Raw genomic sequence first — 21459 nt, forward strand, 5'->3', positions numbered from 1 at the left:
ACATTCTTTTTGAAGTTTTTCATAACGATATTATATGCAAAAAAGGGAATTCAAATACGAATTCCCTTTTTTCAAATATTATTTTGATACAGCCCCTTTTGCTTTTACCAGCAAATTAACATATCTTTAATTTGATAAAATATTTCTTCTTAGACATTTTAATGTAATAGTCGTATCCTAATGACCAATATTTTAAGAGAGAAGGATTATATTTAGCTACATATTTTAGAAAATCATCAAAAAGTTCAAGTTTTACAAGTACATGAATGATATCTTTAGGATAAGGTGTGTTTTTTATATATGGCTTTCTTGGATCGATGACTTTAAGTTTTTCATTGCTATCAATGAAAATATGAGCGCTTCTAATATTAATTCGTGTAAAATTTAACTTTTTAAATTCCTCCACAAGTTCAATTATTTCAACAGCAATATTATATGATAAACCATGCTTATAAAGATAACTTCCTAAGTTTTCACCAGAAATGTATTCTCTAAGCACCATTTTATCTGCTATAAATAAAACATTAGGAAAAAAACGACTATTTTTAACTTTTTCTAAAATTTCTACTTCATCATGGGCATTTTTGGTTTTATAAAATATTTTTAAAGCAAATCCTTCTGGTGTAAGATAAACGCGACCTTCATGTCCTTTGCCAATGAATTTACACTTTTTTATATCTAGAACGTATCTCATTTTATCACTTTTATATATTGATTTAATAATATTATATGAAGTAGATTAAAATATGATTATTGGGAATGGGAGAGTTATGATGAAAATACTATATATAAGAATATTAAATATGATATAATAATTATTATTAATAAATAGGAGTGTATATATATGGATAATAAAATAGCTTTAGTATATTCAAATGGAGAATATACAGTTAATATAAATGGAACTTTGATGCACAAAGGAAATGATGCTGAAGAGATGTTTGAAAAATTTCAAAATGTTATAAAAAATAACTCAATAAGAGAAACAACATCATGGGAATATATAAAAGATAGAATTAATGAATTAAATTTAAGAGAAGTAAAAATAAATGAAGATTATAAAACTATTGAATTTCAAAGTATTAAATACTTCCATAATATAAATAAGTTATATAATATAGCTGGGGATTCTATGGTGGAACTGGCAGGGGCTTATAATTTACTATACTTTATTTTAGAAATGAATAAGGCAGGATATCTTAGAGATTCTCAGGATTTAGTTGATATATGCATGGTTGCAATGGACAATAAAGCAAATTATAGATATTATGATACTAACTTTATTATTACAAGTGCAATGTTTAATTATGGTGTTGCTGAATATAATTTTGCAACTGGTAAAATACATAAAGGAGTATCAATAGAAAAAAGTACATTTGAAGAATTTAAGAAATACGTATTTGGTGTATTTGATAAATAATACTTAAATTTGATAAAATAAATGCTATAAGTCTTTTTAAAAACAGAGGGGAGAAACAAATGAAAGAATTATTATTAGAAGCAGATAGATGTTTATTATGCAAAAAGCCAAGATGTAGAATGAACTGTCCAATTGATACACCAATACCGGAAGTTATTTCTTTATTTAAAGAAGGAAAAATCCATGAAGCAGGAGAAATGCTTTTTGAAAATAATCCATTATCAGCTATTTGTTCAGTAGTATGTCCTCATGAAGATCAATGTAAAGGTAATTGTATAAGAGGAATTAAAAGTGAACCAGTGAGATTTTGTGAGATGGAAGAGCTTATATCAAATGAATATCTAGATAAAATTCATTTTGAGAACCTTCCAAAAAATAAACATAGTGTTGCTATTATAGGTGGTGGCCCTGCTGGTATTACATTAGCATTTATTTTAGCTAGAAAAGGATATAAGATCACTATTTTTGATGCTCATGAAAAAATAGGTGGAGTATTAAGATATGGAATACCTGAATATAGACTTCCTAATGAGACTATAGATAAATATGAGGAAAAGCTTTTAGAGCTTGGAGTGGTAATTAGGCCTAATACACTTATAGGACCGGTAATCACAGTTGACAAATTATTAACTGATGGATATAAGGCTGTATTTATTGGTACAGGGCTTTGGAATCCTAAGCCATTAAATATAAAAGGGGAAAGTTTAGGAAATGTACATTATGCCATAGATTATTTAAAATCTCCATCTGTATATAGATTAGGTAATAAGGTTGTTGTAATTGGTGCTGGAAATGTAGCCATGGATGCAGCGAGAACTGCAAAGAGAAGTGGAGCAGATGAAGTATATGTATTATATAGAAAAGGATTTGAAAATATGACATGTACTAAGGTTGAACTAGAAGAAGCAAAGGAAGATGGCATAAAGTTTGAATTATTTAAAGCACCATTAAATACATAGAAACAGAAAATTCAGAAGATGATAATGGTAAAATTATAACAGTAAATAAAGAAGGAACAGAAGCTTTATTTGAATGTGATTCTGTTATTATAGCTATTAGCCAAGCGGCAAGAAATAATATAGTATCCAATACCACTGGCCTTGAAATAAATAAATGGGGATTATTAATAACTGATAAAAGTGGGCATACCACAAAAGAAGGTGTGTTTGCATCAGGGGATGTTGTTACAGGGGCAGATACTGTAGTTAGAGCTGCAGCACATGCAAAACTTGTGGCAGAAGAAATAGATAAATTTATTAAAATAAAATATGAAGACTAAAAGTTAATAATAAATTATTAAATATAAATAAAGACTCTGCTTATTTAGCAGAGTCTTTATTTATATTTAACATATAGTTTTTCCAGTCACCATCACTGATAAAGACTGCTTTTTCATTAAAGTCTTTATCAATATCAGCATTGTAGAAATATGTATAACATTTTTCTTTTTTATTAGAATTTAAATGATTAACTTCTAAAAGAATTTTATGATATTCATTATTAGGATTATTTTCTCCTAAAAATCCTTCCATGATGTCAATTGCTTTTACTGTAGAATCATAATCTTTAACAGTAATTATTTCACCAACAACTACACCAGTACCTTTAGTAATTGCAGGATAGCCTTTGTAAGGCATATGATATAAATGCATATTTTTTAAAACTGCAGGCTTTATATCAAGTGTTTTTCCTTCTAAATATTTTTCAAAGTTAAAGAAGTTTGGCCTTAAGCTTCCATATACAAAAAGGTTATATTGTTCCATTAGCAGATTTCGCCTCCAACAGCTTTAACATCTTCTTTGTTTTCTACAGCAGCTTTTATACATAATTCTAATCCTTTTGTTATGTCAGATGCTGACATAGAAGGCATATTAGGCTTAGTAACTACTTGAGAAGGTATATATGGTACATGGATAAATCCACCTTTTATATTAGGATATTTTTTATCTATCATATACATTATACCGTACATAACGTGATTACATACAAATGTACCAGCTGTATTTGAAACAGAAGCAGGAATTCCTCCATCTTGCATTTCTTTTACCATTGCCTTAATAGGAAGGTTAGTAAAATATGCCGTTTCTCCATCTTCAAATATAGTTATATCAATTGGTTGATTTTTTTCATTATCTTCAATTCTAGCATCATCAATATTTATAGCAACTCTTTCTGGTGTAACACCAAATCTTCCACCTGCTTGGCCAATTGATATTACGATATCAGGGCTGTGTTTTATTATGTTTTCTTCAATTTTTTCTAATGATTTTCTAAAAACAGTAGGTATTTCAAGTTTTATTATTTCTGCACCTGCAATTGTATCAGGTAATGCTTTAACTGCTTCTAAAGCAGGATTAACACTTTCTCCTCCAAAGGGATCAAAACCTGTTATTAATACTTTCATTATATATCACTCCTTAAAATCCTAAAAAATACATTAATAATATATGAATAGTTAATAAAGCAATAGCAAAAGGAGCTTGAGCTTTAATAACTAAATTCTTATCTTTCATTTCAAGTAATACTGCTGGTAACATATTAAAGTTAGCAGCCATTGGTGTTAATAATGTTCCACAGAACCCAGCTGTTAATGCTAGAGCTGAACAAACAATAGGATCTCCACCTTGAGCAAATACAAAAGGAACACCTATACCTACAGTAATAACTGAAAAGGCAGCAAATCCATTACCCATGATAGCAGTGAATAAAGCCATACCAACACAGTAAGCAATAACACCAGCTAATCTGTTTCCATCAGGTATAACACCAGAAATTATATTAGAAATAACATCACCAACTCCAGCAGCTGTAAATAAAGCACCAAGTGAAGCTAGAAGTTGAGGTAATATAGCAAATACACCTACAGATTGGAACATTCTGTTACTATCTTCAATGTATTCTATTGGCTTAGCTTTAGTAAATGCAAATGTTAATAATAATGCAACAACAGCAGCGATACCGATAGCAACTGTACCAGATAATTTAGTGAATTGTGCTATAGCCATAGCAACAAAAGCAATAGCTAATGAAGGTATAAATATTTTTAAACCTAATTTATCAGCTTTTAATTGAGCAAATGTAGTATCAAGTTGTTTTAAAGTTCCTATGTTTATTTGTTTTAAAGCAGATAATATTGCTATTACAATAATAAGTGTACCAACTACTGCAGGAGGTAGCAACTTACCAAATATAAAAATTGCAGATACTATACCCCAAAAAAGAGCTGTACCTATTCTAGTTTTATGATTTTTATCTTTTAAAGTAAATACCATTGTAGTAGCCATGTATAGCCCTATCATGATATAAAATATTTCTAGCAATGTATTTGACAATTTTGTTATGTCCATATAGCTTTTTCCTCCTAACTATTATTTTTTGTTGTACTTTCTTTTTAGACTATTATCAAGAAGATAGTTTTGTAAAATACAAAGTGCAAATGCTGCTAATGCAATTGGAAGTGAAGCTTTAGCTATTTGTAAAGTATCTACATTATAGCCTAGTGATTCTAAAGTACCTGAAATTAGAAGAACTCCAGAGCTTGCCATAAAGACATTTTGACCAAAGAAGTTACCTATATTATCAGAAGCTGCTGAATAAGCTTTAATTTTATCAATATCTTTTTCATCTAAATTTCCATATTTAGCTATAGATGCACCTTCAGCCATTGGATTAATAAGAGGTCTTACAAATTGAGGATGTCCTCCAAGTGTTACTCCCATACCAATAGAAGCTTCTCTTATAAATGTATATCCACTTAATAATGCACCAGTAGATAACCCTTTTGCTTTTTTTATAAGGTCTATAGCTTTTGCTTTTAATCCATATCTTTCACATAATCCTATTACAGGTAAAGTTAACATAAAAAGACATGTTGTTCTATTGTTAATAAATGCTGTTCCTAAAGTAGAAAGTATTTCTGAAATACTCATATCTGCAACTAATCCTGTAACTACACCAGCAGAAACAACAACTGCTATTGTATCAAGTTTTAGTGCAAAGCCTACTATAATAATTAAAATTCCAATTAATGACATAATTATCTATTCCTTTCTTTATTATATACTTGTTTTTTTATTATACAAATAAAATAAATAAAAATCCATGTAAAATAATTACAATATTTAAAAACAAATATGAAAATGTCGAATAAATATATTAAATTAAAATAAAAAATATAAAAAAATACAAAAATATAATAAAAAATGCAAAGTGGTTGCATAAATATACGGTTTTAAGGTATATGTATTGTAGAAAAATTTATTTTTATTACGAATAAAGCATTAAGTGCATATATTAAATATAAACTAGGAGTTAATTTAATAGGTTTATTATGAAAGATAAAAAGAAATCATTTAAAAGTAAATCAAGCAATATTGAAAATAATAACTCAAATCAAGAGCAAGGAGAAATATACAAAGAATTATATATTGTTAACATATCAATATGGGCTGTATTTTTAATTCTTTATGGAGTTATAATTAATATAGAATATCTTTTTTGGCAAAGAAATGTAATTTTAGATAATATAAATAATACTAATTTTACAGAAAATATGGAGGATTTAAGTGATAGTCCTAGAAAATCTAATTTAATATATTTAATAGTTACTGCTATATTTGTTGGGATTCTTTGGGATGCATATAATACTGTGAAAAATAATAGCAATTCTCAACCAAAAGATATTGAAAAAGCTTATAAAAACTTAATTGCAGTAATAATATTATTACTAGGTACATCTATTAATTTTGATGTGTTAAATAATAATTATTAAAGTTAATTTTTTGTGCTTGTGAAGAATATATAGATAAATTAATGGAGTTAAGGAAAGAGTTACTATAATATTTTAAGCTTAAGTTGAAAGAGCTAATAATTATTCAAAATATGGGCATTAATACTAAGGGAGAATTAATTAATCATTAAAAATATATAATATAGGAAGGGGGATTTTAAGAAGTTTTCTTAGAATCCTTTTTTTAAAGTTAAAGAAGGTGATAAGATGTACTTTAAATTTTTTAGGTGTTTAATAATAGTATTTATATTTATTTTTTCTTATAATTTGTTAGAACATAAAATTCTTTCTGAAGAAAAAAATTGTGAAAAGCACAGGGTTTTTATAACAGCTCACAGAGGAAGTTCATTAAAAGCAAGAGATAATAGTATTGAAGCCATTAATATTGCCATTGAAGAAAAAGCAGACTACATAGAGATTGATGTTCGCAGGACAAAGGATAATAAGCTTGTTTTAAGTCATGATGATGTATTTATTAAAAATTCTGGTGAAAGTTTTAATATTTCTGAAAGCAATTTTAATGATATTAATAGAAAAAGAATTTTTTCTATAGGGAAAGATGATAAAATTGTTACTTTAGAAAAGGCACTAAAAGTTATAAGAGGAAAGTCAAAGATAAATATTGATTTAAAGGTAAATAACGATGAAGAGTTAATATCTAAGCTTGTAGCGGAATTAATAGAAAAATGCAAGATGGAGGAAGAAGTAATAATAACCTCCAGTAATTATGGAGTATTGCTAAAGGTTAGAAATTATAATAGTAATATAAAAATAGGATATATTACTAGAAGTTTAGCAGAAGATTTTAATATTGATGAAATTGATGCTATTTCTATAGCCTATGAAGGATTAAATGAAAGAGTTGTAGAAAGAGTTCATAAACTTGGTAAGGAGATGTTTGTTTGGACAGTAAATAATGAAGAGGAAGGTCAGAGAGCTATTTATTTAGGGGTGGATAATATAATAACTAATGATGTAATAAGGATTAGAAGTCTTATAAATAATTAAAAAATTATAAAGGAATTCGCACTTTTCATAAAATATAGGGTTTTAGATATGTTAAAGATTAAGTATGGTATAATTTAGATATTATACAAATGATAGAATTAGGTGATATAGTGAGAATTAATAAATTATTAAGCAATTTAGGAATATGTTCAAGAAAAGAAGCTGCAAGATATATAGAAGATGGAAGAGTCAAGGTTAATGGTATTTTATCTATACCAGGTCAATGGGTGGAGGAAAGTGATGAAATACTTATTGATGATGAGCCGGTTTCTGCCAGAGAAAAGATATATATAGCACTTAATAAGCCTGTGGGGATAACATGTACAGCAGAAAAGACTGTGAAGGGTAATATTATAGAATATATGAATTATCCAGAGTATATTTTTCCTGTAGGAAGATTAGATAAGCCATCGCAAGGACTTATTATTTTAACCAATGATGGTGTTTTAGCTAATAAGATTTTAGAATCAGAAAATGAACACGAAAAAGAGTATATTGTAACTTTAGATAGGGAATTTGATGAAGAATTTATTAAAGGTATGTCCAGTGGAGTTGAAATATGTGGACAAGTCACTAGATCATGTAAGGTGTTTAGAATGGACAATAATACTTTTAAAATTATTCTCACTCAAGGATTAAATAAACAGATAAGGAGAATGAGCAAAGTTTTTGGCTATAATGTAGTAAAGCTTGAAAGAGTGAGAATTATGAATATAACATTAGATGGTATTGAGTATGGAAAATATAGATTTATTTCTAAAAATGAAGTAGAGGAAATGTTAAGATTAACTGAAAAAAATAATTTGTAAAAAATATTGAAATTTTTAAATTAGCTTGATATAATATGTTTTTAAAAGATTAGTGCTGCAACACTAATCTTTTAAAACTTTTACTATTAAATTAGAATTATTTAAAGTCTTTACTAGTGAAACCTAAAGGTAATAATTCTTTTAATAAGAATTCTTTGTAATCATCAGGACTTTTAGCTAAGATAACTCTAAAAGTTTCTGGATTGCAGAATTCGGCCATTACTTGTCTACACACACCACATGGAGCGCAATAATCACCTTCGCCCATTTTAACATCAGCTTTGTTTCCTACAATAACAATAGCTGAGAAATCTTGTTGTCCTTCTGAAACAGCTTTAAAGAAAGCAGTTCTTTCAGCACAGTTTGTTGGAGAAAAGGCAGCATTTTCAATATTACATCCTTGATAAACCTTTCCATTAGTGCCAAGTAGTGCAGCACCTACATTGAAGTTTGAATATGGAGTGTAACAAAAGTTTTGAGCTTCAAATGCTTTTACAATTAACTCTCTATCACTTATCATTTAGTTCACCTAAACCTTTCAAATTTAAATAAATTATATACAATAACACCAATATATATTATTGTATAAAGGAATAATATTATATCAGAAAAAATATTAAAAGTAAATGGCAATTAAACTAATAGTACATGTAATGCTGATGTTTGTTCCTAAAGTAAACATGGATAGTAGTTATATTTTAAATATAGCAGTTTATTCAGTGGTATTTTTAGGATATGCCATATGCAGAGTGATAAAAGCAGTAAGTGCTAAAAATGGAGAATTAGTAAAGGAACTATAGAAAATAAGTTGTAGGTTTAAAATAATCTACAACTTATTTTTTATACTTTAAATAATTACTTAGTTAATAAAATTAGTAAGTTAATATTTCAGCACCATCTTCAGTGATTAATATTGTATATTCCCATTGAGCAGATGGGTATCCATCTGCTGTTAATGCAGTCCAATCATTATCTGCATCGATAAATAAATCTGGAGCTCCCATATTAATCATTGGTTCAATAGTAAAAGTCATTCCTGGTACTAGAAGCATACCTGTTCCTGCTTTACCAACATGAGAAACAAAAGGATCTTCGTGGAATTGTAAGCCTATTCCGTGTCCACCAAATTCTCTAACTACAGAGTAGCCATTGGATTCAGCATGTTTTTGAACAGCTTCAGCAATATCACCCATGAATCCCCATGGCTTAGCAGCCTTTAAACCACAATCTAGACATTCCTTAGCAACATTAACTAACTTATCAAGCTCAGGGTGTACAGCACCTATTTTGAACATTCTTGAAGCATCTGAGAAGTAACCATTAAGTATTGTTGAAACATCAACATTTATTATATCTCCATCTTTAAGAATTACATCTTCACTAGGAATTCCGTGACATATTTCATCGTTAATTGATGTACAGCAGCTTTTTGGGAAACCTTGATAGTTTAAAGGAGCAGGTATAGCTCCTTGAGATACAGTAAAGTCATGAACAAGTTTATCTATTTCAGCTGTAGACATTCCTGCTTTAATATTTTTAGCAACTAGGTCTAAAACTGCAGTATTTATTTTAGCACTAGCTTTTATACCTTCAATTTGTGCTGGAGTTTTTATAATTTCTCTTGGAGGAACTTCAGCACCATTTCTTTGATGGTGTGCTATTTTTTCGTCAAATTGTAAGTGACATTGTTTATATTTTTTATTACTACCACACCAGCAGTGGTCATTTCTGTTTAAAGTCATTTCATTATCTCCTTATTATCGAATATATAGTTATTATATTACTATATTTAAAAAAGAAAAAGGGAAAATAGAATAAGTGATAATTATTTTCAATTATTTTGTAAAAAATATAGCGTGATTTAATTCATAAGTAATAATATGGTAAAAAGTGGTAAATATTATTAATGATGTAATACTTTAAAAGAATTATGATATAAGCAAATAGTAATGAAGAAAGGAAAATGATATATGAATAATTCTCAAATAATAATCCAATATATATTAAAGTATGGAACAGCAGTTATATTTTTACTTTTATTTTTAGAACAGTTAAATTTTCCAGGTTTAGCATCATCAATTTTAATGCCAGCCATAGGGGTTTTTGTAGCCAAGTATGAATATAGTTTTATTTACGTGTTTATACTAACGTTAGTAGCTGCAATATTAGGAAGTTTGACGTTGTATTATTTAGGATATTTCATAGGGAATCCTATGATTAATTGGGTAAAGAATAGGTTTCCTAAAAGCAAGGAAACAATAGATAAAATTTTAATGTATACAAATAAATATGGTAGTAATGGTGTACTTTTATGCAGATTTATTCCTGGAGTGCGAACATTGGTATATTTAGTATGTGGAAGTGTAAAGGAAAGTTTAATAGAGTTTTTAATATTTTCATCAATTGGTATTGGGATATGGAATTTAGTATTAATGTTAAGTGGTTATTTAACAATAAATTTAATTAACAGATAATAAGATATATAGTGATATAGTTATTTATACGATAAATAACTATATCACTATAGTAAAAAGCTTTAGAGTATAATATATAGAAAAGGTGACCATATCTAATATATAATAGAAATATAAAATTAAGTATATTCGTTTTAAGAATGATTATGAGGTAAGTTTATGATAAATAATGTTAATTTAGTTGTTGAATACATATTAAAGTATGGAATAATATTTTTGTTTTTTATAGTGTATCTAGAGTATTTAAATCTTCCTGGGTTGCCAGGTGGAGTAATACTACCAGCCATAGGAGTACTTATTGCCAATAATGAATATAGCTTTTTTGGAATGTTTATAATATCTGTTTTAGCTGGTGTTTTAGGAAGTATATCACTATATTATGTAGGATATTATGTAGGAAATCCTTTATTAGAATGGATAAAGAAAAAATTTCCTAAAGCAAAGGGTTCCATTGATAAAGCTTTTGATTTTAGTAAAAGATTTGGTAGTAAAGGTGTGTTTGTTTGTAGGCTTTTGCCAGTTGTACGGACTATAGTTTCTTTGATTTCAGGAACTGTTAAAGAAGATATATTTGAATTTACAATTTATTCTACCATGGGTATAGCTATATGGAATTTAGTATTTATCTTTGGGGGATATATAACAAGTAAAGCACTGCTGTGATAATAATGAATTATGAATGATGAGTTGAAAAAGGAGCTTTCTTAAGGAAGCCACTTTTTTATATTTTTAGAAGAAGAGTATTTACTGGTTTTTTATGCGGAGTAGGTATTATAGGAATTTTGTGTGAAATGGTTAAATATGTACTATAAATTCTAAGAATATTATAATTAAAATAATGTATTAGTTTATGGAAATAAGAATATGAATTATATTGAGTAAGAAATAGGAGGCTTATGTATAATGATAAATTTTGCCCATAGAGGAGCAAGTTCTGATTATCCAGAAAATACATTGCTTGCTTTTGAAGAAGGAATAAAGTGTGGAGCATCAGGAATTGAACTTGATGTTCAGAAAACAAAGGATAATAAGATAGTTGTTATTCATGATGAAGAGGTTGAGAGAACCTTTAAAGGAAAAGGGTTGGTAAAGGATTTTACTTTAAGGGAGCTTAAAGAACTTCAAACTAGAAGAGCTTTGTTTGAAGGAGTGCAAGGAACAGGGATTCCAACTTTAGAAGAAGTATTAAACTTAATAAGGAATAGTGATGTGATTTTAAATATCGAATTAAAGACAGATATGATACATTATGCAGGAATTGAACAAGATGTAATAAATATGATTGAAGATTATGAAATGAAAGAAAGAGTAATTATCTCAAGCTTTAATCCAAACTCTATAAAGTTATGTAAGCAAATAGATGGAGAAATTAAAACAGGATTATTATATTATGAGCCTATAGAAAATATAGTTAAAGTTGCTAAGGAGTTAAAGGCTGATGCAATTCATCCAGATTTAAGACTGGTTTCAGCAGAGTTAATAAAGGAAGTCCATGCCAATAATTTAAAGATTAATGTATATACAGTTGATTTACCTCTATATATGAGGCTACTTATTGCAGCTAAGGTAGATGGGATTATTACTAATTATCCAGCGTTGTTAGATGAAATTATGCAAGAAGAACTTAAAGGATAAAATTATAAAAATAGTTGATTTTAGGTAAAATGTATGATATTCTCAATTAGGTGAATTTAATAAGACAGTTCGTGACCCTCCTGTCTATAAACAAAACTAGGAAGTGAAGATTATATTCTAAAACAATAGGGCATTTTTATGCCCTTTTTTTATGCTTTGGAGGTGATTTTCATGGAAAATAATATAAAAATTAATTCAACAAAAAGGTTAACATTATCAGCATTAGTAATTGCTCTTTATGTAGTTATAATGTTTTGTACACAATCTTTTGCTTTTGGGCAATTTCAAATAAGGATTGCCACAACAATATATTCTTTATCATACATCTTCCCTTTTCTAGTTTTACCATTAGGTATTGCAAATATAATATCTAACACAATAATGGGAGGTTTAGGAGTCTTAGATATGCTAGGTGGAGGATTAGTTGGAATAACAACATCATTCCTTATTGTTCTTATAAGAAAGTATAAGCTAAATATAAATTTAGCAGCAATTCCAATAATATTTGTGCCGGGACTAGGGGTAGCTACTTGGTTATCATATTTATTAGGAATACCTTATAAAGCTATGGCATTTAGCTTATGTGTAGGACAAGTTATACCAGGTATATTAGGAGTAATTATAATAAAAATACTTAGCAGTAAGATTAAGGAGATTTAATTTATGAAGGAAATAACTTTACTTGGAAATCAAAATACTAAATATGAATATGATTATAATCCTAAAATATTAGAAAGATTTGAAAATAAGCATCCAGATAATGATTATTTTGTAAAGTTTAATTGTCCAGAGTTTACAAGCCTTTGTCCAATAACTGGTCAACCAGATTTTGCAACTATCTACATATCATACGTACCTGATAAATACATGGTTGAAAGTAAATCATTAAAGTTATATTTATTTACCTTTAGAAATCATGGTGATTTCCATGAGGATTGTATGAATATAATAATGAAGGATTTAATAAAGCTTATGAAACCTAAGTATATAGAGGTATGGGGAAAGTTTACACCAAGAGGTGGAATTTCCATAGATCCATATTGCAACTATGGAAAGCCAGGAACAAGGTGGGAAGAGGTTGCTTTTAACAGATTAGCAAATCATGATTTATATCCTGAAAAAATAGATAATAGATAAATTTTATGTGCTATATTAATAAAAATTAATATGGCACTATTATTTTTATGTAAAATATGGATATAATTTATTGAGAGGTGACTTATATATGAATAAAGTTTTTATTATTGAAGATGATGTAAAGATAAATGAACAGTTAGGTAGCTTTTTAAAAAGATATGGTTATGAAGTAGCTACTTCCTTTGACTTTGAAAATATAGTGGACATAGCTTTGGAAGAAAACCCAAAAATAATACTATTAGATATAAATCTACCTGTTTTTGATGGATATTATATATGCAAGGAAATAAGAAAGCAGTCCAATGTACCTATCATAGTTGTAACTAGCAGGGATACTGAAATGGATGAGCTTATAAGCATGAATCTTGGAGCCGATGATTTTATTACTAAGCCATATAATGCAGCCATTTTATTGGCAAGAATAGAATCAATCATAAGAAGAGTTTATGGAAATAATAGTATGGAGATACATGAATATAATGGATTAAGATATAACCTTTCCACCAGTGAAATGGAATATGAAGGTAATAAAAGTGACCTTACTAAAAATGAAAGTAGGATTCTTTACACTTTAATAAAGAATAAAGGAAAAATAGTTTCTCGTAGTGAACTTATGAAGTATTTATGGCAAAATGATGAGTTTGTAGATGATAATACTTTAACAGTTAATATAAATAGGCTAAGAAAAAAGATGGAGGAAATTGGAGCCAATAATATGCTTACAACTAAGAGAGGACAAGGTTATATATTAGTATGAAATTAATTGAATATATTAAAGAAAAATTTGTTTTTATGGTTATTAATATTGTAATGACTCTTTCAGGTGTTGTTATTTTAAAAGCATTAAAAGTAGATACATATACAATAGTATTTATCAGCATATTAAATCTTATAGGAGTATTTAGCTGTTATATTTATGATTATTTTAATAGGAAAAAATATTATGATAATTTATTTAAGAATTTAGATGGGCTAGATAAAAAGTATTTTATAGCAGAAATATTAGAGTCAGGAGATTTTATTGAGAGTAATATTATTTATTCTGTACTGGAGGAATGTACTAAATCCATGAAGGATGAAGTAGCAGATTTAAAAAGGAATATTAATGATTATAAAGAGTATATTGAAACATGGGTACATGAAATAAAGACACCTATAGCATCTGCTAGGCTTATTTTAGAAAATGATGAAGGATATATTAATAAAAGTGTCTTGGAGGAAATTGAAAAAGTAGAAGGTTTTATAGAACAAGTATTATTTTATGCTAGAAGCAGTACAGTAGAGAGGGATTATATAATCAAGAAAATACCATTAAAAAATAGTATAAATTCAGTTATAAGAAAAAATGCAAACATACTTATTGAAAAAAGAGTTAAGATTCAACTAGAAGATATAGAAAAAAAGGTCTATTGCGATAGCAAATGGATTGAATTTATCTTGCAACAAATAATTTCTAATTCAGTGAAATATATGGATAAGGATGAAAAGTATATAAAGATTAGGTGTTTAGAAAAAGATAAGAATATTATTTTAAAAATTTTAGATAATGGTATTGGAATAAGTGAAAAGTCAATAGAAAAAGTATTTGAAAAAGGCTATACTGGGGAAAATGGTAGAAAATATAATAACTCAACAGGTATGGGCTTATATTTATGTAAGAAATTATGTTTAAAACTAGGTTTAGGCATAAGTATTAAATCAAAGTTAGGAGTAGGAACAGAAGTAACAATAGTATTTCCTATTAATAACTATAATTTAGCGGAAGATTAATATTAATTATAAACTCTGGAGATTTATTCAGTCACTCATAATTCATAAGATTGTTGGTAATCTATGAGCTTATGTTACAAAAGTGTAAGGTTATTGTTACATAGTTCTATGGATACCATGATGAATTAACGATATTATATGAGTATAGTAAATACTGGAGGTTAGAGAAATGAGTAATGAAATATTAAGGGTAAGTAATATTGAAAAATACTATGGTAAGAATGGCAATATTACTAAAGCAATTAATAATATAAGCTTTACTGTGAATAAAGGAGAGTTTGTAGGTATTATGGGAGCATCAGGCAGTGGAAAGACAACGCTCCTTAACTGCATTTCAACTATAGATAAAGCTAGTAGTGGTCATATATATATAAATAATAATGATATAACAAAACTTTCGTCAAAAAAAATAGCAAAGTTTAGAAGAGAAGAGTTAGGATTTATTTTTCAAGATTTTAATCTTTTAGATACATTAACAGCTTATGAAAATATAGCATTAGCTTTAACTATATGTAAGATTAATTATGGAGAAATTAATAAGAGAATAACAAATATTGCAGATAAATTAAATATTAAAGATATTTTAAATAAATATCCATATGAAATGTCAGGTGGACAAAAGCAGAGAGTTGCAGCTGCAAGAGCAATAATAACTAATCCATCACTTATATTAGCAGATGAACCTACAGGAGCATTAGATTCAAAATCAGCAAAGGTATTATTAGAAAGTATGGAAAAGTTAAACAAGGATTTAAATGCAACAATTATGATGGTAACTCATGATGCTTTTACTGCTAGTTATGCTGACAGGATACTGTTTATTAAAGATGGAAAGATATTTAATGAACTTATAAAAGGTAATGATAGCAGAAACAAGTTCTTTGATAGGATCATAGATGTAATTACACTTCTAGGAGGAGATGTGAGAGATGTATGCTAAACTTGCAATAAGAAATATAAAAAGAAGTTTTAAGGATTATTCAATTTACTTTTTAACATTAGTATTTGGGGTAGCGATATTTTACACATTTAACTCCATAGAATCACAAACAATTATGATGAACTTAAGTGAGGCTGAAAAAAATGCCTTCGAAATGGTCAATGTAGTTATGAGCGTAGCATCGGTATTTATTTCTGCTATCTTAGGATTCTTAATTATTTATGCCAGCAATTATTTAATAAAAAGAAGAAAAAAAGAATTTGGAATATATATGACTTTAGGGATGGAAAAAGGAACTCTTTCAAAAATATTATTTATTGAAACATTATGTATAGGTATTCTCTCTTTAATTGTAGGCTTAGTGGTAGGAACATTGTTATCACAAGGGTTATCAATATTTACAGCCAAGTTATTCCAAGTGGATATTGTAAGATTTAAATTTGTTTTTTCAAAAAGTGCATTTATAAAAACATTGGTATGTTTTGCAATAATATACTTGATAGTTTTATTATTTAATTCTAATGTTATTAGAAAAGTTAAATTAATTGATTTGTTAAATGCTGCAAAGAAAAATCAAGATATCAAAGTAAGAAATCTTTGGCTATCAGTTGTTATCTTTATAATAAGTATTACTTTATTAGGTGGAGCATATTATTATGTGTTAAAAATGGGTGTTGCCATTATTACATCATCATTATTTATCATCGTAGCTATGGGAGCCTTAGGAACATTTTTATTTTTCTTTGCTCTTTCAGGTTTTTTATTAAAAGTAATGCAAAGTAATAAAAATAAATATTTTAAAAATTTAAATATGTTTATCTTAAGACAAATTAACAGCAAGATAAATACAACCTTTATTTCCATGACTTTTATATGCTTAATGCTTTTTGTTTCTATATGCACATTATCAGGTGGCCTTGGAATAAATAAATCAATAAACCAAGGTTTGAAATATTCGAGTCAATTTGATGCTACTTTTTGGAATTATCAAGGGTTAGATATAAAAGAAGAACTTATGAATAAAGGAATAGATTTAGATAGTATTGCCAACAGTTATTCAGAGTATAAGTTATATGATAATGATTATAGTTATAGAGATTTTCTTACTAAAGAGGCTATAAATAAAACTAAAAAGTATTATCCTGTATTTTCAAATGAAAACATACCAGTAATGAAGGTTTCAGAGTTTAACAGTGTTATGGAAATGATAGGAAAAGAACAAGTTAAATTAGCAGATGATAAATATATGGTATGTAGCGATGTAAAAGATTTTAAAAAGTATATAATGGAAGCTACTAAAAACAATACTGAAATAGTTGTAAACGGAGAAAAATTATTACCAGCACAAATAGAGTCTATAGAAGTGACTACTTATAATCAAATGCTAGAAAATAATTTATGTACTTTTATAGTTAATGATGAAGTTTTAAATGGAGTGGAACCATATAATTCATATTTAAATATTAATTATAAAAATAGTGAAGGTGATGAATATTTAGCTAGCAAATTTAGAGAAAATAATATTGATGACTCTGTATATGTATATTATCTTACAAAGAAAGATTTATTAGCTAATTCAGCTGGATTTGGCACAATGATTTCTTATCTTGCTATTTATATTGGAAGTGTCTTTTTAATAGCATCAGCAGCAGTATTAGCATTACAGCAGTTATCAGAAGCAGCAGATAATATAGACAGATATGCATTACTTAGAAAAATTGGTGTAGATGAAGAGATGATTAATAGATCTATTTTAGTACAAATAGCAATTTATTTTATGATTCCTTTATCACTTGCTATAGTACATTCAATTTTAGGATTAAAGATTTCTTCAGATATAGTTTCTGTTTTTGGTGATGGATCTATAATGAATTATATTATAGTAACAATGATTATAATGATTATAATATATGGTGGATATTTTATTGCAGCATATAATGGAGCTAAGAAAATGTTAAAATATTGCTAAAAAGAGAACTTATTAAATTAAAAATCATAAAATATTTATATAGCAATATTATAGGATGAGACATGAATAATTTGGATTATTATAATTTTGATAGTAACTGCAATAGCGGTAGTACTTTGGATAGCATAATAAATGGTTTGCCTTTGGATGACTTAGCTGATGCTTTACTAAGTAATGCCAATAATCCCAATAATCAATTTACTTATTGTGATTTTTTTAATATATTACTATGTTATGGATCGCAGTTTATAAATTTGATTTATGTAATATTATTTTTATATTGGTGGAGTAATCAAAGTATTTATTGCTTCTTAATGAATCAAAATTGTCAGTTGACAAATGGCTTAAGTGATGCACTACAACAATGTATGGATAATTGTTGTAGATAGAAATAGCTTATTGGCTATTTCTTATTTTTTTATATATACATAATATGTTTTCTGTTATAATAAGAAAATAAACAAATTATTGGTAGTGAGGTGTAGGCAAAATGGCAAAGGTTATTGTTATAGGAGGTGGGCCAGCAGGTATTATGGCAGCTATAACGGCAGCTAAAAATAATGAAGTTATCTTAATAGAAAGAAATAATGAAATAGGTAAGAAGTTAAAGCTTACTGGTGGTGGAAGATGTAATATCACTAATAACAGAGATATTGAAGAGTTCTTTAGTAAAATAGTAACTAATAACAAATTTTTATATAGTGCTTTATACACTTTTTCAAACTATCAACTACTGGAGTACTTAAGTGAAAAAGGACTAGAATATAAGGTGGAATATGATGAAAAAGTATATACAAAAAGCGATAAAGCAGATGAAGTAATATCTTTATTTGAAAATGAGTTAAGAGAGAACAATGTTAAGATATTGTATAATACAAAGGTTGAAGATTTAATTGTGAAAGATAATGTAGTAAAAGGTGTGATACTTGACACAGGTAAGTCTATTAATGGAGATAAAGTGATAGTTACAACAGGAGGGAAAAGTTTTCCCACAACTGGTTCAGATGGAAGTATGTATGATGTTATTAAGAAATATGGTCATACAATAACACCTATTTATCCAGCTTTAATTCCACTTGTCATAAAGGAGGAATTTGTTAAAAATCTTCAAGGGATAGCTATGAAGGATGTACATATACAGGCAAAATTTAAAAAGAAGAAGTTTGAAAAAGAAGGAGATATGATATTTACTCACTTTGGAATATCAGGTCCAGCAGTATTAAAAATTTCTTCATACTTAAATAAAGCTTTAGCTGATGGTGAAGTTGAAGTCGTTTTAGATTTTCTTAAAGATAGGTCAAAGGAGGAACTTGCACAGATAATTAGAAGTAACAGTAATAGGTTCGTTTTAAATAATTTAAAGGGAATTTTGCCACAAAATTTCTTGAAGCAGATATTTGAAATGCTTAACTTAGTAGAAGTTAAAGCCAGTGACTTGAAAAAGGAAGATGAAATTAAGATAATTGAGTATATAAAAGAAATGAAGCTTACAGTAAGGGAAACTTTAACTATAAAAGCTGCACAGGTAACGTCAGGTGGAGTTAAAGTAAAGGAAATTAATGCTTCTACCATGGAATCAAAATTAATAAATAATTTATATTTTGCTGGAGAAGTAATTGATATAGATGCTGAAACAGGAGGATATAATCTTCAAATGGCATTTTCAACAGGATATTTAGCAGGAAGTGATTTTTAAGTAAAAAAAAGCCTCGTAGTAGATTTACTATGAGGCTTAGCTTTATGCCGAAAGATAGGAGTATAACTTTTGCTTAGTGTTATAATATATATTATGAAAAGGCATAATAAGATGTTACTAAAATAAAAATAAAGCATAAAATACTAATATATTAATTTTACGTGAAGTTTTAGAATGAAAAATGAATATGTATGATTTAAATGAAATATATGAAATGCTTAAGAGAAATGGATATGTGAAAAACGAAGATGATGTGTCAAATAATATTCCTGAGGTAGATCCTTCAGGGGGAGGGAATAGTAATTGTTGTGCTAATCTAAATTTAGATATTCCTGGAGGGTTTCAAGATATAAATCCCATAGTTTTTATAACTATTGGTGAGTTGATTGGTAATATTATAGCTGGAAATGTACCTTTTAATGTAGCTGTGGCTATATCTAATTGGCTTAATTTAGTGGGACAAGCAATAGAAACTTATGGAGCACAACAGCAATACTTTCAAAATGGACCAGGACGTTATTATGACTTAAGATATAAAAATGTAAATAATCCTTTTTGTAGTTGCGATTCCAAGGAAAATTCCAATAGTGATTGTAATGACAGTGAAAATATTAGGAATAGTTCAGAAAAGAGCAATATCAATGGCTGTGAAAGATTAGAAAGTCTTATGGAAGAATTGAAAGAGCAGATAGAAAAATTAAAAACAAGAGTAACTTCTTTAGAAAAGACTTTGGTAGATAATATGAACACCTAAGTTTAATTATACGTAATATGGTAATAGCAATAATAATTATGGAGAAAATATGGCTTGGGATGCAGATATTATTGATGATAGAGTTAAAGACCAATATGATAGTAAAAAGAATAATAAAAATAAATTCAATAATAAGTGTAAAATAGATCCAACTGGTGGTGCAAATTCTAATGAGTATAAATATTGTGATTTAGATATTCCGTTTGGTTTTCAAGATATAGATCCAATGCTTATTACTGTTTTAGGAGAAGTGGTTGGCAGTATATTATCAGGTAATATGCCTACAAATGTAGCCAATGCGTTTGGAAATTGGGTACAGTTAATTGCCCAGGTAATAGTAATGTTTAATGCTCAGCAACAATATTCACAAGCAGGGCCAGGAAGGTACTATAGTCCAGACTATCGAAATATATCCAACCCATTTACAGCAGAACCTTCAACTTCTGATGGTTATGAACAAATTGTTAAGAAGAAAAATAAAAAGAAATCTCATAAAGAAAGAAAACAAAGTCATAATGGAAAATATGAAGAAGATATTATAAATCAATTAAATGATAAAATCTTAGCTTTGGAAAGAGAAATAGAGGAATTGAAAAATAAAATGTAAGTTATCTAAGGAGCTTTACATTTTATTTTTTTATTTTAAAATAGTAATTAAATTTAGGTTTTACTGGTTCAGTAGGTACTTTATTAGTAAGTAAAAATAAGGCAAAGCTTTGGACTGATGGGAGATATTTTATTCAAGCAGAGGAAGAATTAAATTTAAAAAATAAGGTATTGTAAAAAAATAAATATAAGTTTACAATAAAAAGGACAATAATATATATAATTTGCTAGGGGTGCTATAAAAAGCTGAGAGATATAACATAATCAACCCTTGTACCTGAACTGGATAATGCCAGCGGAGGAAAGCGTAAATCGATGACGAATTATTAATGATGAATTAAAATGAAACTACTTTTATTTAAGTAGATTAATTATTCATATTCAATAGCTGTACTCTGGATAAGAGTGCAGCTTTTTTTTATATTTATCGTTGATAATTTGTAATTAACTTA

24 protein-coding genes, 2 pseudogenes and 1 riboswitch are annotated in these 21459 nt (G+C 27.7%); of the genes and pseudogenes, 19 read left to right on the forward strand and 7 right to left on the reverse strand.

Annotated features, from left to right (window positions below):
- Positions 1 to 115: 115 nt before the first annotated feature.
- On the reverse strand, positions 116 to 694 hold the full coding sequence (locus BHW04_RS08450) for a serine/threonine protein kinase (RefSeq protein ID WP_302699388.1): 579 nt from the start codon (positions 692 to 694) through the stop codon (positions 116 to 118).
- A gap of 150 nt (positions 695 to 844) precedes the next feature.
- Here BHW04_RS08450 and BHW04_RS08455 point away from each other — a divergent pair, with 150 nt between their 5' ends.
- Together BHW04_RS08455 and BHW04_RS08460 are read left to right on the forward strand one after the other, a co-directional pair.
- Positions 845 to 1420, forward strand: coding sequence for a hypothetical protein (locus BHW04_RS08455; protein ID WP_022166361.1), 576 nt, complete (start codon positions 845 to 847; stop codon positions 1418 to 1420).
- A gap of 59 nt (positions 1421 to 1479) precedes the next feature.
- Positions 1480 to 2699 (forward strand): annotated as a pseudogene (locus BHW04_RS08460) (NAD(P)-dependent oxidoreductase).
- A gap of 40 nt (positions 2700 to 2739) precedes the next feature.
- Here the strand turns inward: BHW04_RS08460 and BHW04_RS08465 are convergent.
- The 4 genes from BHW04_RS08465 to BHW04_RS08480 are packed head-to-tail and all read right to left on the reverse strand — an operon-like array spanning position 2740 to position 5454.
- Positions 2740 to 3183 carry a gamma-glutamylcyclotransferase family protein gene (locus BHW04_RS08465; protein ID WP_302699389.1) on the reverse strand — a complete coding sequence of 148 codons (444 nt, stop codon included), beginning with the start codon at positions 3181 to 3183 and terminating at the stop codon, positions 2740 to 2742.
- A complete protein-coding gene (gene pcp, locus BHW04_RS08470) occupies positions 3183 to 3824 on the reverse strand; it encodes a pyroglutamyl-peptidase I (RefSeq protein ID WP_302699390.1) in 642 nt (213 codons plus the stop codon). Before pcp ends, BHW04_RS08465 begins: the two co-directional genes overlap by 1 nt.
- A gap of 13 nt (positions 3825 to 3837) precedes the next feature.
- Positions 3838 to 4767: a DUF979 domain-containing protein gene (locus BHW04_RS08475; protein ID WP_291662066.1), complete on the reverse strand. Its 930-nt coding sequence runs from the start codon at positions 4765 to 4767 to the stop codon at positions 3838 to 3840.
- 21 nt (positions 4768 to 4788) lie between these two features.
- Positions 4789 to 5454 (reverse strand): DUF969 domain-containing protein, encoded by a 666-nt coding sequence (locus BHW04_RS08480; protein WP_022211881.1) that lies wholly within the window; start codon positions 5452 to 5454, stop codon positions 4789 to 4791.
- Positions 5455 to 5750: 296 nt separating this feature from the next.
- Here BHW04_RS08480 and BHW04_RS08485 point away from each other — a divergent pair, with 296 nt between their 5' ends.
- The 3 genes from BHW04_RS08485 (at position 5751) to BHW04_RS08495 (ending at position 8026) form a co-directional block, all read left to right on the forward strand.
- Positions 5751 to 6191, forward strand: coding sequence for a hypothetical protein (locus BHW04_RS08485; protein ID WP_022211880.1), 441 nt, complete (start codon positions 5751 to 5753; stop codon positions 6189 to 6191).
- Between the two features lie 225 nt (positions 6192 to 6416).
- Positions 6417 to 7217: a glycerophosphodiester phosphodiesterase gene (locus BHW04_RS08490; RefSeq protein WP_302699391.1), complete on the forward strand. Its 801-nt coding sequence runs from the start codon at positions 6417 to 6419 to the stop codon at positions 7215 to 7217.
- A 110-nt stretch (positions 7218 to 7327) separates the two neighbouring features.
- Positions 7328 to 8026 carry a pseudouridine synthase gene (locus BHW04_RS08495; protein ID WP_186835415.1) on the forward strand — a complete coding sequence of 233 codons (699 nt, stop codon included), beginning with the start codon at positions 7328 to 7330 and terminating at the stop codon, positions 8024 to 8026.
- Positions 8027 to 8123: 97 nt separating this feature from the next.
- Here the strand turns inward: BHW04_RS08495 and BHW04_RS08500 are convergent, their stop codons facing one another.
- Entirely contained in the window at positions 8124 to 8546 is a 423-nt protein-coding gene (locus BHW04_RS08500; protein ID WP_022211877.1) for a cytidine deaminase, read from the reverse strand.
- Positions 8547 to 8652: 106 nt separating this feature from the next.
- On the opposite strand from BHW04_RS08500, the gene BHW04_RS08505 reads away from it, so the two are divergent.
- Complete coding sequence (locus BHW04_RS08505; protein ID WP_302699392.1) at positions 8653 to 8826, forward strand: hypothetical protein; 174 nt, start codon at positions 8653 to 8655, stop codon at positions 8824 to 8826.
- A gap of 72 nt (positions 8827 to 8898) precedes the next feature.
- Here the strand turns inward: BHW04_RS08505 and BHW04_RS08510 are convergent, their stop codons facing one another.
- Positions 8899 to 9768: a methionyl aminopeptidase gene (locus tag BHW04_RS08510; protein WP_022211875.1), complete on the reverse strand. Its 870-nt coding sequence runs from the start codon at positions 9766 to 9768 to the stop codon at positions 8899 to 8901.
- Positions 9769 to 9996: 228 nt separating this feature from the next.
- Here BHW04_RS08510 and BHW04_RS08515 point away from each other — a divergent pair, with 228 nt between their 5' ends.
- The 13 genes and pseudogenes from BHW04_RS08515 to BHW04_RS08575 form a co-directional block, all read left to right on the forward strand.
- The gene (locus tag BHW04_RS08515; protein WP_302699393.1) at positions 9997 to 10500 is read left to right on the forward strand and encodes a DedA family protein; all 504 of its coding nucleotides are present in this window, start codon (positions 9997 to 9999) and stop codon (positions 10498 to 10500) included.
- Between the two features lie 159 nt (positions 10501 to 10659).
- Positions 10660 to 11163, forward strand: coding sequence for a DedA family protein (locus BHW04_RS08520; RefSeq protein ID WP_186835392.1), 504 nt, complete (start codon positions 10660 to 10662; stop codon positions 11161 to 11163).
- A 240-nt stretch (positions 11164 to 11403) separates the two neighbouring features.
- Positions 11404 to 12135 (forward strand): glycerophosphodiester phosphodiesterase, encoded by a 732-nt coding sequence (locus tag BHW04_RS08525; RefSeq protein WP_186835391.1) that lies wholly within the window; start codon positions 11404 to 11406, stop codon positions 12133 to 12135.
- Between the two features lie 171 nt (positions 12136 to 12306).
- Positions 12307 to 12795 carry a QueT transporter family protein gene (locus tag BHW04_RS08530; protein ID WP_022168409.1) on the forward strand — a complete coding sequence of 163 codons (489 nt, stop codon included), beginning with the start codon at positions 12307 to 12309 and terminating at the stop codon, positions 12793 to 12795.
- 3 nt (positions 12796 to 12798) lie between these two features.
- Positions 12799 to 13272 (forward strand): preQ(1) synthase, encoded by a 474-nt coding sequence (gene queF, locus BHW04_RS08535; RefSeq protein WP_302654148.1) that lies wholly within the window; start codon positions 12799 to 12801, stop codon positions 13270 to 13272.
- Between the two features lie 88 nt (positions 13273 to 13360).
- Positions 13361 to 14029, forward strand: a complete 669-nt coding sequence (locus BHW04_RS08540; protein WP_186835389.1) for a response regulator transcription factor — start codon at positions 13361 to 13363, stop codon at positions 14027 to 14029.
- The gene (locus tag BHW04_RS08545; protein WP_022211869.1) at positions 14026 to 15042 is read left to right on the forward strand and encodes a sensor histidine kinase; all 1017 of its coding nucleotides are present in this window, start codon (positions 14026 to 14028) and stop codon (positions 15040 to 15042) included. Before BHW04_RS08540 ends, BHW04_RS08545 begins: the two co-directional genes overlap by 4 nt.
- Positions 15043 to 15211: 169 nt before the next feature.
- Entirely contained in the window at positions 15212 to 15982 is a 771-nt protein-coding gene (locus BHW04_RS08550) for an ABC transporter ATP-binding protein (RefSeq protein WP_022168413.1), read from the forward strand.
- Entirely contained in the window at positions 15972 to 17951 is a 1980-nt protein-coding gene (locus BHW04_RS08555; protein ID WP_302699394.1) for an ABC transporter permease, read from the forward strand. Before BHW04_RS08550 ends, BHW04_RS08555 begins: the two co-directional genes overlap by 11 nt.
- 490 nt (positions 17952 to 18441) lie before the next feature.
- The gene (locus BHW04_RS08560) at positions 18442 to 19647 is read left to right on the forward strand and encodes an NAD(P)/FAD-dependent oxidoreductase (RefSeq protein WP_186835387.1); all 1206 of its coding nucleotides are present in this window, start codon (positions 18442 to 18444) and stop codon (positions 19645 to 19647) included.
- A gap of 181 nt (positions 19648 to 19828) precedes the next feature.
- A complete protein-coding gene (locus BHW04_RS08565) occupies positions 19829 to 20401 on the forward strand; it encodes a hypothetical protein (protein ID WP_186835386.1) in 573 nt (190 codons plus the stop codon).
- Positions 20402 to 20450: 49 nt separating this feature from the next.
- On the forward strand, positions 20451 to 21008 hold the full coding sequence (locus BHW04_RS08570) for a hypothetical protein (RefSeq protein WP_022211864.1): 558 nt from the start codon (positions 20451 to 20453) through the stop codon (positions 21006 to 21008).
- 56 nt (positions 21009 to 21064) lie between these two features.
- Positions 21065 to 21160 (forward strand): annotated as a pseudogene (locus BHW04_RS08575) (aminopeptidase P family N-terminal domain-containing protein); the annotation flags it as partial.
- A 66-nt stretch (positions 21161 to 21226) separates the two neighbouring features.
- A riboswitch (TPP riboswitch) is annotated at positions 21227 to 21328 on the forward strand.
- Positions 21329 to 21459: the final 131 nt, after the last annotated feature.

Origin of the sequence: Clostridium sp. 29_15 (assembly GCF_001916075.1) — a bacterium.
Taxonomy (GTDB): Bacteria; Bacillota; Clostridia; order Clostridiales; family Clostridiaceae; genus Clostridium; species Clostridium lentum.